The following is a 12,624-nucleotide window of genomic DNA, read 5'->3' as shown; positions in this document are numbered from 1 at the left end:
TTGAATCGCCTGTTCCGACTGGCGCCCGTCCTGCGTGCCCGCAAGGCTCAGGAGGACGCCGCCCGCGGCGCCGTGATCCAGTCCCGGGCCGAGGTCCGGGATGCCGAGGCCATGGTCAAGCGCCGCAAGCTCGAACTCGTCGGTGCGGACGCGCCGTCCGAGGGCTCCGCGCGCGCCATGGTGGCGGCGCTGGTCGCCCGGCAGTCGCTCGCCGCCGGCCTCTTCGACGCCCAGCGGATGGTGACCGCGGCCGAGGAGATCGAGCAGGAGAGGCTCGCCGCTCTCGCGGACGCCGCCAAGCGGCGCCGGGCGGTGGAGATGATGGGCGACCGCCACGCGGCCATGGTCAAGGCCCACGACCTGCGGACCGATCAGGCCGTCCTGGACGAGCTCGCGGTGACCGCCAAGGCCCGCAGCGCCGCCGGAGACGTCAACGACCCGAACCGGAGTTGAGCGTGACGATGCTGGGTGTCAGCGGGATCCTCTCCCGTGTCGCGGAACTGCAGAATCAGCTGGGCCTGAACCCGGCCCCGACCACCACCGGCGGCGCCTCCGGCACGAAGTTCGCGTCGGCGCTGGCCAGTGCCACCGGCACCCTCGGCGGGTCGGCCGCCACCGGCGGACCGAGCGGTGAGGACATCGTCGCGGCGGCCAAGAAGTATCTGGGTACGCCGTACGTCTTCGGTGGCACCGACCCGGACAAGGGCCTGGACTGCTCCGGCCTGGTCCAGCGGGCCTACCGGGACCTCGGCGTCGACCTGCCGCGCAACTCGTGGCAGCAGGCCCGCGCCGGGCGCCCGGTGTCGAACCTGTCCGAGGCGAAGCCGGGTGACATCCTGGCGTTCAACTCGCCGGTCGACCATGTGGCGATCTACCTGGGCGACAACCGGATGATCGCGGCGCCGAAACCGGGCGACCACGTCAAGATCCAGACCGTGTACGAGACGCCCAGCGCCATCCGCCGGGTCCTCGACACCGTCCCCACCGCCGCGGTCCAGGACATGTCGTCGCTGCGCCCGGCCGGTCTGCGGACCGGTGGCGAACTCGGTGGAGTGCCGTACGCCGACCTGTTCCTGAAGGCCGGCGCGAAGTACGACGTGTCACCGAAGCTGCTGGCAGCGGTTGCGAAGGTGGAATCCGGGTACGACCCCACCGCGGTCAGCAAGGCCGGCGCTCAGGGCCTCATGCAGCTCATGCCGTCCACCGCCCGCGGGCTCGGGGTGCACGACGCCTTCGACCCGGCCCAGGCGGTGAACGGGGCCGCCAAGCTGCTGTCCCAGCACCTGCGCGAGTTCAAGTCGGTGCCGCTGGCCCTGGCCGCGTACAACGCGGGCGGCGGAGCGGTGCACCGGCACAACGGCATTCCTCCGTACGCGGAGACCCAGGCTTACGTTCCGAAGGTGCAGAAGGCCCTGGCCGCGCTCGGCGGCTGAGACGAATCCGGGCACATATCGAAGAGCAGGGAGACCCGATGACCATGCCGAGTTCAGTGACCGGACCCGACCGCCGGCCCGGTATCGAGAGCGGTCGCCAGCCGACCGGGCGCCGCAGTGGTGACGGATCGGATTTCGGGTCGGCGCTCTCGAACGAGCTGGACCAGTCGGCCGATGCGGACGACCTGGTTCGTGCCGTCGGCCGGCCCGGTGCCGGCTCGGCTCACTACCAGGCCATCATGTCCCGCGCCGCGATGTCGCGGGCGGCCACCGAACGGGCCGCCGCCGCCACCAGGGCGGCCGCCGAGCGCCTCAGCGACAGCCGGGAGGCCGCTCAACGGGCCGCCGTCGCGCGAGCGGCCGAGCAGGCCGCCGAACGCACGGCCGACAGCCGGGAGGCCGCTCAGCGCGCCGCCGTCGCGCGAGCGGCCGACCAGGCCGCCGACCGACGGGCGGTCGCGGACCGGCGCCCGGCCGCCCGCACCGCGTCGGAGCGGACCTCGCCGAACCGCGCCGCCGACGACCGGAACACCGCCGAGCGGGCGACCAAGCGGTCCGCCGCGGCGTCCTCGGACCCGGACCAGACCGGCGCCGAGAAGGAGCCGGAGGCCGGTGAGACCGGTGCCGTGGCGGCGACGGCCGCCGTTCCGGTGCCGGTCGCGGTCCAGGCCATGACCACCGACCAGCCGCAGGCAGACGTGGCCGCGGCCGGTACGGACCCGGTGACGGCACCGACCGGACCGGCTACGGCGGGTCAGGCCGGCCCGCCCGTGCCGGAAACCACCGTTGATACCGGTCAGGTCGCCGTTCCCGGCCAGAAGCCCACCGAGCAGGCCGCCGTTCCGGGTCAGAAGGTCACCGAGCAGGCCGCCGTTCCGGCGGACGGCCGCACCGGGACGGCCACCGGCGCCGAGGCGCCCGCCACACTGCGGCCGGAGAGCCTGCGGGCCGGCGAGGCCGCCACCCAGGCGACCGCGCCCGGCGCCGAAGCCGCCGACACCGACCTCGGCGCCACCACGGACGCCTCCGCCCCGGCGGCGCCCACCGGGGACACCGCGCCCGAGCAGGGCTCCACCGGACAGGGTGACCAGCCCGGAACGGGCGGCGGGGCGGGCGCGCCCACCACCGGACGCGCCGCCGCGGAGTCCGGGACCGCGTTCTCGGCGGTTCCGCCCCAGGCCACCGGACCCGGCGGGGCCGGTCCGGCCCATCCGGGCGTCGCCGGGCTGCCGGGCATGACCGGCCCGCAGGCCGGCGCGCCGGTCGCCCAGACCCCGGCCGCGCCGCCACCGGCGCCGGCCACCCCGTCGCCCTACGCGGCGCAGATCGCCACCCGGATCATCCCGCTGCGGCTGGACGCGGACGGCGTACACCGGCTGACCGTGCACCTGCACCCGGCCGACCTGGGCCCGGTGCAGGTGGTGGCGGAGATCCGCAACGGTGACATCACCGTGCAGTTGGCCGGCCAGACCGAAGCCGGCACCGAGGCGCTGCGGCAGTCCCTCGACGACCTGCGCCGCCAGCTGAACGAGGCCGGCTTCGGCAACTGCTCACTCGACCTGCGGCAGGGCAACGCCCAACAGCAGCAGGCCCGGCAGCAGTTCGCCGAGACGCTCGCCCGGGGCGGCGACAGCGGATCGCGGGGTGGCCCGGACACCGGCGACGAACAACCGGCCCCGGCCACCACCCGCCGCGCCGACGTGGGCAGCGGGCGGCTGGACACCCATGCCTAGTGTGGTGTGATCGGCGCCGGCCCGCGGTTCGCGGGCCGGCGCCGACGGTTTCACGGCGGGCGGTCAGGGTGATTCGTCGGGCGCCGGGGCGTCGAACCGCTCGGGTGTCACGACGGGTACCGGTTCCTCCTCCTCGACCTTCCGGTAACCGGCGAGGACGAACCGGAGCCCGGCCAGCAGCACGGCGGCGACCGGCACCGCGACCAGGAACCGGATCAGCGCCTGGCGCACCTCCAGTTCGTCGAGGAGTAGGCGGTACCAGGCCGGCGCGCTGATCAGCAGCGCGAACAGCAGAACCGACGGCCTGATCATCGCGGCACCCGGTCAATGACGGCCGGAGCGGCTCAGCCGGCGCTGGGCGACCGCGGACGGCATCACCTCGGCCGCGATCCGGGCACAGAGCATCGCGGCCCAGGCGTGCGGGGTGGCCGGTTTGCCGTCCAGCGAGAAGATCGGCACGTCCAGGCCCAGCACCGAACCCGGGTCCGAGGTGAGGTCCACGCCGTGCACCACGAGGGCCTCGACCTCGCCGAGTCCGCGCAGATGACGGGCGGTGTCCGCGGTCTTGCGGGTGGCGTCGACGACGGCCCAGAGCGCGGTGGCCCCGAGCGCCTCGCACATGTCGTTGACCCAGAACGCGTCGGTTCCGCCGACCGGGGCGTCGATCACCACCACCCACGGATTGTCGGAACTCTGCAACTTCTCGGCCCGCATCTCGGCCGCGTTGACGCTGGAGATGAGCCGGGACGAGTGCAGCCCGGTACCCGCCGTGGAGGGCGCCGCCAGCAGCAGATGGTTGTGGTCCACGTGCACCTGGTCGAGGAGCTGCTTGGCGATCGGCACCGCGGTGTGCACCTCACCGGCCAGCACCAGGATCTCGCCGGCGCCGTCCGGGATGCCGGGTGCGGCCGGGCGGGCGGCCAGGACGCTGAGCACACCGGCGTACGTGTCCCCACCGGTGATCTTGCGAGCCATCGACTCCGGCATCCCGACCGAGACCAGGTTGCGCTGGACGGCATCCAGCTCGCCGCGGCCGACCGCGACCGGGGCCACGGCCGAAGCCACGGCCGGGGCCGACGCCTCGGCCGGAACCGGTGGCGCCGGGACCGGGGAGAGCGGCACCGACTCCTCCAGGCCGTACACCTCGGCGGCCGACCGCATCGGGGCCGGAGCCGGGCCGAACGCGGCCTGCGGTGACGCCGGGGGTGCCGCGGCGCGCGGTGCCGCCGCGGCCGCCCGGATCGGTGTCATGGCCCCGCGCGGCTCGGTGGGCTCCCGATCCCGGCCCGGGGGCCACTCCCCGAAATTCGGCATGGTGGGCAACTCGTCCGGCGCCGGCCGCTGGCCGGTGTTGACCGGGGTGCCACCGGCGGCGGCCGGCCGGAACGGCCGCACCGTGGGTTTGTCCTCGCCGGCCTCGGCATGCCGGGGCTTGGCCGACCGGGAGCTGCCCGGTGCCCGGCCTTCGCCCAGGTGACCGGCGACGTCCAGACCGGCCATCAGCTCGGCGAACGCCGCACCGGTGTCGCCCATTCCGGCCTGCCGGCCTTCCTGGCGCGCGGGACGATCGGCGACGGCCGCCCTCTCGGTGTTCACCCGATCCTGGGCTTCCGCCTGTTCGAGCAGGCGCTCGAAGCTGGGTGTGCCGCTGTCGGCAGCGGTCTGTTGCGCCATGTCCTCACTGTCCTCGTTCGGATCCGGTACCTCGACGGAGAGCTCGAAGTGCTGCTTCGCGAAGAAGCCCCCGATGCCACCACTTCGTACTTTGTCGGCGGAGATGATCCGTACGCCTGAGCCGTACTCGTCACGAATCTGAGCCAGCAATGGCTCGATGGCCGGCCCCTCAAGAAGCACCCGCGTAGGCACCGTTCACCACCCCTATCGTTTCGATCTGTGCGGTGGAACCAGAGATTTCGCTGTACGACAGCACCTGGACCCGGCGCGAGCCGGCCCGCAGCAGTCGCATCAGCGGCAGCCTCAGCTGTGGTGAGCACGCCAGGACCGGATTCAGGCCCTGCTGCTCGGCGACCTCGGTGAGCCGGCCCGACTCGCTGACGATCGCCTCGGCACGCATGCCGTCGATCGCCATGAAGGCGCCGGTGTCGCTGGGTCGCAGTGACTCGAGCAGACTCTGCTCGAGCATCGGGTCGAGTGTGATCACGGTGAGCCGGCCGGCGGTCGCGTACTGGGCGGCGATGGCCGGGCCCAGGGCCGCGCGCGCCGCCTCGACCAGGCCGTCGTGGTCGACGGAGATCTTGGCCCGCAACGAGAGCGCCTCGAAGATGCGGACCAGGTCGCGGATCGGCACGCCCTCGTCGAGCATGGCCTGCAGCACCTTCTGGATCTGGCCCAGGCTGAGCAGCGCCGGGGTCAGTTCCTCCACCACGACCGGGTGGGTGCGCTTGACCATCTCGCTGAGCGCGCGAACGTCCTCACGGCCGAGCAGGCGGCTGGCGTTGGTCCGGACGATCTCGGCGAGATGCGTGATGATCACCGAGGCTCGGTCCACGACGGTCGCCCCGGAGATCTCGGCCTGGTAGTGCAGCTCGGCGGGGACCCACTTGCCGGCCAGCCCGAAGACCGGTTCGACGCCGGCGCGGCCGGGGAGCGCCTGGAGGCCCTCGCCGATGGCGAGCACGGTGCCCGGTGGCGCCTGGCCGGCGCCGGCGTCCACCCCGGAGATCCGGATCGCGTACGAGGAGAGGGGCAGGTCCAGGTCGTCCCGGGTACGGACCGGCGGCATGATCACGCCGAGTTCCATGGCCATCTTGCGGCGCAGGGCCCGGACCCGGTCGAGCAGGTCACCGCCGTTGGCGTCGACGAGGTCGACCAGATCCGGGGCGAGCGCCAGCTCCAGCGGGTCGATCCGCATCTCGCCGAGCAGCTGTTCCGGGCTGTCCGGCGCGGGCAGGTCGGAACCCTCCGCGGCGGCCCCGTGTGCCTCGATCACCTCCGGCTCGGCGTCCTTCACCCGCTGGGCGATCAACAGCACCGCCCCGCCGACCAGCAGAAAGGGGAGTTTCGGCAGGCCGGGGATGACACACAGGGCGATCGCGGCGCCGCCGCCGATGCGCAGCGCGAGCTTGTTCTGGCTGAGCTGGGTGGTGACGCTCTGCCCCATGTCCCCGGTGGTGGCCGAGCGGGTCACGATCAGACCGGTGGCGACCGACAGCAGCAGTGCCGGGATCTGCGAGACCAGGCCGTCGCCGATGCTCAGCATGCTGTAGTGGTTCATCGCGTCGGCCGGGGACATGCCGGCCTGCATGATGCCGACGGCGAAGCCGCCGACCAGGTTGATCACCGTGATGATGATGGCCGCGATCGCGTCGCCCTTGACGAACTTGGACCCACCGTCCATGGCGCCGTAGAAGTCGGCCTCGGCGGCGACCTCGGCGCGGCGCTTCTTGGCCTCGGCGTCGTCGATCAGGCCGGCGTTGAGGTCGGCGTCGATGGCCATCTGCTTACCGGGCATGGCGTCGAGGGTGAACCGGGCGCCCACCTCGGCGACCCGCTCGGCGCCCTTGGTGACCACGATCATCTGGACGATCACCAGGATCGAGAAGATGACCAGGCCGATGACCAGGTTGCCGCCGACGACGAAGCTGCCGAACGCGTGGATCACCTTGCCCGCGTCACCGTCGCGCAGCACCAGCCGGGTCGCGCTGATGTTGAGGGCGAGCCGGAACAGCGTCAGGACGAGCAGCAGCGCGGGGAAGATGGCGAAGTCGAGCGGCTTCTGTACGAACATGGAGATCAGCAGCACGAGCAGCGCGGTCGTGATGTTGAGGGCGATCAGCAGGTCCAGCAGGAAGGTCGGCAGCGGGACGACCATCATGATGATGATGCCGACGACCCCCACGGGTACGGCGAACCTGCCAAGCTGCTTCGTCTTCACGGCACCTTCCGAGCGGTGGGCAGTCCGGTGGCCATCCGAGCCCCGCTGTCACTGAGGCCGCTGTGGCACCGCCACGCACCGATCTTCCCTGCTCTTGCAGCGTGTTGTGAGGAAATCTCCGGATTTGGTGGTTATGCCGCAGCTGGGGTGGGGTTCGGGTTGCGGTGGAAACCAGCGGCCGCACCACGTGCCTTCAGGCTCATCACGAACGCCAGCACCTTCGCCACCGCACCGTAGAACTCCGCCGGGATCTCCTGACCGATCTCGCAGTCCTTGTTCAGCGCCCGGGCCAGCGGGACGTCCTGCACCATCGGGATCCGGTTCTCGGTCGCGAGGTCGCGGATCTTCGCGGCCAGCGGCCCCTGACCCTTCGCCACCACCCGGGGCGCGCCCTTCTCCGGCTCGTACCGCAGCGCCACCGCGATGTGCACCGGGTTGACCACCACGACGTCCGCGGTCGGCACGTCGGCCATCTGCCGGTTCCGGGCCATGGCGTGCTGCTTGGCCCGGATCTGGGCCTTGATCAACGGGTCGCCCTCGGTGTTCTTGTGCTCCTGCTTGACCTCTTCCTTGCTCATCCGCAGCTGCTTGTTGGTGCGGCGCCGCACCACGAAGTAGTCGGCCGCGGCCATCACCAGACCGGCCGCCGCGGCGGCCCGGATGAGCTGGATCGCGGCGTCGTTGATGACGCCGATCAGCGAGCGCAGCGGCAGTTGGCCGGCGGTCATCAGCGTCGGGACGATGTCCTTCATGATCAGGTAGAGGACGACCCCGAGCACCGTCGTCTTGACCAGCGCCTTGACGCCCTCCCACAGCCCCTGCGGGCCGACCATCCGCTTGATCCCGGTGAACGGGTTGAGCCGGTTGAACTTGGGTTTGAACAGCTTGGTGGCGACCCGGATGCCGCCCTGCGCGCCGGCCGCCACGATGCCGACCGCCATCATGGTCAGCGCCAGCGGCAGCACCGTCCAGGCCGCGCCCATCAGCCCTTCCTTCAGGATGGCGAGGGCCTTGCCGGGGTCCGGATCGGCGATCGTCTCCGGGACCTTCGCCATCACCTCCTGGGCGTGCTCCATGGCCTTGGTCAGGGTGCGCGGAAGGATGATGCTGGCGGCGAACATGCCGGCCCAGGCGCCGAGGTCCTGGGTACGGCCGATCTGCCCCTCCTGCTTGGCCTTCTTGAGCTTCTGGGCAGTGGGTTGCTCGGTCTTCTCGCCGGACACGTCTCACCTCCTCGGCGCCGGGGCGCCGCGCGCCTGTCAAAGGCCTCTTCGGCGCACCTCAGCCGCCACTGAGCCGCACCACCATCGTGACCGCCTCCTCGACCAGCTTCTCCAGCACGCCCGGCAGCATCATGATGGCGATGCCGGAGAGGGTGACCACCAGGAAGATCTTGATCGGGAATCCGAGCTGGAACACGTTCAGCGCGGGCGCCACCCGGTTCAGCAGGCCCAGCGCGACGTCGGCCAGGAAGAGCACCGCGATCAGCGGCCCGGCGATCTGGATCGCGGCCAGGAACATCTCACCGATCCCCTGGATCAGCACCTGACTGAACGTCTCCATCGAGAAGACGGTGTCCAGGGGCAGAGTCTCGAAGCTCTGCAGGAAGCCACGCAGGATGATCTGATGCGCGTCGCTGGCGAACAGGAGGGTGAGCGCCACCAGGTTGTAGAACCGGCCGAAGATCGAGCTGCTGCTCTGCGAGAACGGGTCGTAGCTCGACGCCAGGGTGAAGCCGGAGAAGAGGTCGAGCAGGTCACCGGCGGCCTGGAGGGCGGCGAAGAACAACGCGGTGATGAAGCCGAGCGCGGCGCCGATGAAGACCTGCATGATCGCGCTGGCGATCAGATCCATCGTCTCCAGCGACGGGACGGTCTGCCGGAGGTAGGGCGCCATCGGCAGGGTCAGGCCGACGGAGAGCAGCGCCTTCACCGGTCCCGGGATGAACCGCGAGTTGAACGGTGGGCACACCATCAACCACGCGCTGGTTCGCACGACCCCCAGCATGAAGGCCATGAACTCCCCGATCGGGATGCTGAAGTCCATCGCCTCAATACGACCCCACCAGTGCCGTGATGATCAGCGCCCACCCGTTGACCAGCACGAACAGCAACAGTTTGAACGGCAGAGCGATCGTGACCGGGGGCAGCATCATCATGCCCAGCGACATCAGCGACGCCGACACCACGAGATCGATGATCAGGAACGGGATGAAGATGACGAACCCGATGATGAACGCGGCACGCAGCTCGGACAGCACGAAGGCCGGAATCAGCGTGGCCAGCGGGACGTCGTCGATGTTCTCCGGCTTCTCCTGACCGGCCGCCTTGGTCAGCAGGGCGATCTCGTCCGGGCGGGTCACCTGGTACATGAACTCGCGCAGCGGCTGCACCCCGTCCTCGAACGCCTCGGACTGGGTCTTCTCGCCGTTGAGGTACGGCTGGATGCCCTCCTGGTTGATGGCCGAGAGGGTCGGTCCCATGATGAACATGCTCAGGAACAGGGCCAGCCCGGCGAGTACCTGGTTCGGCGGCATGCTGGTCAGGCCGAGCGCGTTGCGGGTGATGCCGAGCACCATGAACACCTTGGTGAACGAGGTGCAGAGCAGCAGCAGGGCCGGCGCCACCGAGAGCACGGTCAGCGCGAGGACGATCACCAGGGACGCGGGTGGGCCGCCGTCGGGATTCGTACCGTTGATCTGGATGTCGACGCTCGGTGGCGACGGAGTCGGCGCGGGAGCCGCCGCGGCGGCCTCCGGCAGCAGCACCAGGGTGGCCGCCATCAGCAGCAACGGGATCGCGCGCCGGCTCATCGGATCATCGCCTCGCTGTTCGGTCCCGCAGGAACTCGATCGCCGAACCCCACGTCCGCAGAGCGTGCGCCGAGCCCTCCAGCCCGCCGCGGCGGCTCGCCGCGTGCCGGCCGGGCAGCTCGTCCGGCGCCACCTCGAGAATCGCCCGGTGCTCCTCGTCCGTCTCGGCCGGCTCGGTCGTCTCGGCGGGCTCGGTCGTCTCGGCCGTCTCGGTCTCGAAGGCGTGGACGTCGGCCTCGCCGAGCAGACTCACCTGCTGCTCGGTTATCCCCACCACCAGCGCCCGGTCCGCCACCCGGATCACCGCCACCGCCGCGCCCCGGCTGAGCTGCTGCCGGTTCAGCACCGACAGCGAACCGGCGTGGCGGCTCGCGTACGGCCTGCGCATCACCTTCGCCAGCAGCCACATCAGCAGCAGGACGACCAACAGGGCGAGGATCATACGGACGGCGGAGGAGATCAAGACGGCTACTCCGTACCGGGGGAGACGATCTCGGTGATCCGGATACCGAAGTTCTCGTCCACCACGACGACCTCGCCGCGGGCGATCAGCCGGCCGTTGACCAGCAGGTCGGCCGGACTACCGGCGGCCCGGTCCAGCTCGACGATCGCGCCCGGGGTGAGCGACAGCAGCTCCCGCACGCTCATCCGGGTCCGGCCCAGCTCGGCCGACACCTCCATCTCGACGTCGTAGAGCATGTCCAGCCCGCGCCGGCCACCGGACTCCTTGACCGGCGCGGCACGCTGGGCGACGTCCACCGCGCCGGGGTCGTCGCCGGGCCACTGGCTCAGGGCGAGAGCGACGACCGCGCGTACCTCGGCGTCGTCGCGCAACGGCACCGCGACGGCGCCCTCCTTCACGGCGAGCGCGCTGAGCGCGACCTCGGGCTCCATCAGCTGACCGGGATCCAGCACCACCGGCCCGAACACCCGGGCCGCGGCCTCCAGAGCCGGGCGGACCGCCGCGGTCAGATCCAGCTCGCCGAGCGGGCTCTCCCGCAGGGCGTTCGCCAGATCCTGGCCGACCACCACCACGACCTCACCCGAGGCCGCACCGGTGAATCGGGCCGTGATCGCCTGCCCCTCGATCATCGTCGCAGCGGTCGGCGCCACCGGGTCGGCGACCACCAGGGTGTGGCTGGTGGGCAGGACGGCCAGTGCGGCTTCGGCGGCGTTCCGGGCAAGGCCGAGCTGGGAAACAGTCATGGTGGGTGCTGTCATGGGCGGCCAGACTCCTTGGACGAACTCTCGTTGGACGACGGCACGACGAGACAGGCGAGCCGGGTGCCCTGATTACCGGGAACCGCATGAGCGAAGACGATGTCGGCGGTGGTCACCTCGAGCGGCCGGCTGGTCGGGTGTCCCAGCGGGACGACGTCACCGGGACGTAGATCCACGATGTCATCGGTACGCATCCGAATGGGGTGGAATCGCACTGCTACGTCGATCGGAGCGGCGGAAAGTCCGGCGGTCAGGTTGCGCCGGGCCTGATCCCGCACCTCCCGCTCGGCGGCGCTGAGCACGACCGCCTCGGTCCGTTCCAGCACCGACAACATGGCGTTGAACGGCAGGCAGATGGTGGAGAGGCACTCCTCCGCACCGATCTTCGTCTCGAACGACGCCACCACCACGGTGTCACCGGGCGCGTGGGCACGCAGGAACTGCGCGTTGTACTCGATCTCCTTGAGCTTCGGCCGGAGGTCGACCATGCTCTCGAAGCCGTACCGCAGCTCGCCCAGCATCCGGTCGATCAGGCCGCGCAGCAGCGGCATCTCGACCTCGGTCAGCGGCCGCTCCGGCTGGGAACCACCGGGGCCGCCGAGCATGTGGTCGATCGCGGTCATCACCACCGGCTGCGACATCTCCAGCAGGCCGGTGCCGGGCAGCGGGTCGAGAGCGACCACCGCGATGATCGTCGGGGTGACGAGCGAGGCGACGTACTCGTCGTAGGTGAGCTGCTCGATGGAGATCAGCGAAATGTTGCTGACCGCCCGGAGCCGGGTGGTCAGCAGGGTGCCACAGCTGCGCGCGTACGTCTCGAAGGCGATCTGCAGCGTGCGGACGTGCTCACGGGAGAGTTTGATGGGGCGCCGGAAGTCGTACGCGGTCGGGCCTCCGCCCTGGGCGCGACGTGCCATCCTGCCGGTGGAACGGGAAGCGGTGGTCACGTCGTCCTCATCGGCTCACTTACCGATCCGCTGAGCCGTGGCGGCGCTTTCCGCCTTTCTTCGCGCTGATGGGCGGGTCGCCCGCGGCGGCCCGCCCATCAGCCCAGCCTCACTGGGTCACGAAGGAGGTGTAGTAGAGGTCCATGACCATCTGCTCGTCGTCCTTCTCGTAGGCCTTCTCGATCTTCTCCAGCAGGTCGGCCTTGATCTTGTCGCGCCCCGCCTGGGTGGAGAGCTCGGCGACGGTACGGCCGGTGTACTGCTCGATCGCGAGGTTGAGCGCCTCGTTGGTGTCGACCTCCTCCTCGCCGGCCTTCTCGGTCATCTGCAGGGCGAACCCGAACTTCAGGTAGTGCCCTTCCGCGAGGTTCACCGTGAGGGGGTTCTCGATCGCCACCACCGCGCCCTTGACCGGCTTCTCCTCGGCCGCCGAGGCAGAGTCGCCGCGGAGCATGAAGAACGCCCCTACTCCACCGCCGCCCAGCAGAACCATCGCGAGGGCGACGATCATCATCAGCATCTTGTTCGACTTCGGCGCCTCGGCGGCCGCGTCCTTCTCGTCAGACATCAGAATCCCTCGGAA

Annotated in this window: 13 protein-coding genes; 3 read left to right on the top strand and 10 right to left on the bottom strand. The window is 70.7% G+C overall.

Features of this window, described 5'->3' with window-relative positions; translation table 11 throughout:
- From J5X75_RS24300 to J5X75_RS24290, 3 genes are read left to right on the top strand one after another with little or no spacing between them, the layout of a single operon-like run.
- The gene (locus J5X75_RS24300; protein ID WP_208469797.1) at positions 1–453 is read left to right on the top strand and encodes a flagellar FliJ family protein; all 453 of its coding nucleotides are present in this window, start codon (positions 1–3) and stop codon (positions 451–453) included.
- An 8-nt stretch (positions 454–461) separates the two neighbouring features.
- Entirely contained in the window at positions 462–1,433 is a 972-nt protein-coding gene (locus J5X75_RS24295; protein ID WP_208469895.1) for a transglycosylase SLT domain-containing protein, read from the top strand.
- Between the two features lie 38 nt (positions 1,434–1,471).
- A complete protein-coding gene (locus J5X75_RS24290; RefSeq protein ID WP_208469796.1) occupies positions 1,472–3,166 on the top strand; it encodes a flagellar hook-length control protein FliK in 1,695 nt (564 codons plus the stop codon).
- A gap of 63 nt (positions 3,167–3,229) precedes the next feature.
- Here J5X75_RS24290 and J5X75_RS24285 read toward each other — a convergent pair whose 3' ends face one another.
- The 10 genes from J5X75_RS24285 to J5X75_RS24240 form a co-directional block, all read right to left on the bottom strand.
- The gene (locus tag J5X75_RS24285; protein ID WP_208469795.1) at positions 3,230–3,478 is read right to left on the bottom strand and encodes a hypothetical protein; all 249 of its coding nucleotides are present in this window, start codon (positions 3,476–3,478) and stop codon (positions 3,230–3,232) included.
- 12 nt (positions 3,479–3,490) lie between these two features.
- Positions 3,491–5,020 carry a hypothetical protein gene (locus J5X75_RS24280; RefSeq protein ID WP_307798234.1) on the bottom strand — a complete coding sequence of 510 codons (1,530 nt, stop codon included), beginning with the start codon at positions 5,018–5,020 and terminating at the stop codon, positions 3,491–3,493.
- A complete protein-coding gene (locus tag J5X75_RS24275; RefSeq protein WP_208469793.1) occupies positions 5,010–7,061 on the bottom strand; it encodes a flagellar biosynthesis protein FlhA in 2,052 nt (683 codons plus the stop codon). Before J5X75_RS24275 ends, J5X75_RS24280 begins: the two co-directional genes overlap by 11 nt.
- A 131-nt stretch (positions 7,062–7,192) precedes the next feature.
- The gene (locus tag J5X75_RS24270) at positions 7,193–8,284 is read right to left on the bottom strand and encodes an EscU/YscU/HrcU family type III secretion system export apparatus switch protein (protein WP_208469792.1); all 1,092 of its coding nucleotides are present in this window, start codon (positions 8,282–8,284) and stop codon (positions 7,193–7,195) included.
- 58 nt (positions 8,285–8,342) lie between these two features.
- Positions 8,343–9,107 carry a flagellar biosynthetic protein FliR gene (gene fliR / locus J5X75_RS24265; RefSeq protein WP_208469791.1) on the bottom strand — a complete coding sequence of 255 codons (765 nt, stop codon included), beginning with the start codon at positions 9,105–9,107 and terminating at the stop codon, positions 8,343–8,345.
- Positions 9,108–9,111: 4 nt separating this feature from the next.
- A complete protein-coding gene (gene fliP, locus J5X75_RS24260; protein ID WP_208469790.1) occupies positions 9,112–9,873 on the bottom strand; it encodes a flagellar type III secretion system pore protein FliP in 762 nt (253 codons plus the stop codon).
- Positions 9,874–9,877: 4 nt separating this feature from the next.
- Positions 9,878–10,336 (bottom strand): flagellar biosynthetic protein FliO, encoded by a 459-nt coding sequence (locus J5X75_RS24255; protein ID WP_238489045.1) that lies wholly within the window; start codon positions 10,334–10,336, stop codon positions 9,878–9,880.
- Between the two features lie 5 nt (positions 10,337–10,341).
- A complete protein-coding gene (gene fliN, locus J5X75_RS24250) occupies positions 10,342–11,094 on the bottom strand; it encodes a flagellar motor switch protein FliN (protein WP_208469789.1) in 753 nt (250 codons plus the stop codon).
- Complete coding sequence (locus tag J5X75_RS24245; protein WP_307798233.1) at positions 11,091–12,041, bottom strand: flagellar motor switch protein FliM; 951 nt, start codon at positions 12,039–12,041, stop codon at positions 11,091–11,093. The genes fliN and J5X75_RS24245 overlap by 4 nt, the downstream gene beginning before the upstream one ends.
- Positions 12,042–12,150: 109 nt before the next feature.
- A complete protein-coding gene (locus J5X75_RS24240) occupies positions 12,151–12,609 on the bottom strand; it encodes a flagellar basal body-associated FliL family protein (protein WP_208469788.1) in 459 nt (152 codons plus the stop codon).
- Between the last annotated feature and the right edge of the window lie 15 nt (positions 12,610–12,624).

This window comes from Actinoplanes flavus, assembly GCF_017592555.1.
GTDB lineage: Bacteria > Actinomycetota > Actinomycetes > Mycobacteriales > Micromonosporaceae > Actinoplanes > Actinoplanes flavus.
This window is presented reverse-complemented; position numbering and strand designations above follow the sequence as displayed.

What these genes read in the sequence shown, in the direction of transcription:
- fliR (WP_208469791.1), bottom strand. Translation starts at nt 9,107, where the DNA reads ATGGACTTCAGCATCCCGATCGGGGAGTTCATGGCCTTCATGCTGGGG.
- J5X75_RS24290 (WP_208469796.1), top strand. Translation starts at nt 1,472, where the DNA reads ATGACCATGCCGAGTTCAGTGACCGGACCCGACCGCCGGCCCGGTATC.
- J5X75_RS24285 (WP_208469795.1), bottom strand. Translation starts at nt 3,478, where the DNA reads ATGATCAGGCCGTCGGTTCTGCTGTTCGCGCTGCTGATCAGCGCGCCG.
- fliP (WP_208469790.1), bottom strand. Translation starts at nt 9,873, where the DNA reads ATGAGCCGGCGCGCGATCCCGTTGCTGCTGATGGCGGCCACCCTGGTG.
- J5X75_RS24240 (WP_208469788.1), bottom strand. Translation starts at nt 12,609, where the DNA reads ATGTCTGACGAGAAGGACGCGGCCGCCGAGGCGCCGAAGTCGAACAAG.
- J5X75_RS24295 (WP_208469895.1), top strand. Translation starts at nt 462, where the DNA reads ATGCTGGGTGTCAGCGGGATCCTCTCCCGTGTCGCGGAACTGCAGAAT.
- fliN (WP_208469789.1), bottom strand. Translation starts at nt 11,094, where the DNA reads ATGACAGCACCCACCATGACTGTTTCCCAGCTCGGCCTTGCCCGGAAC.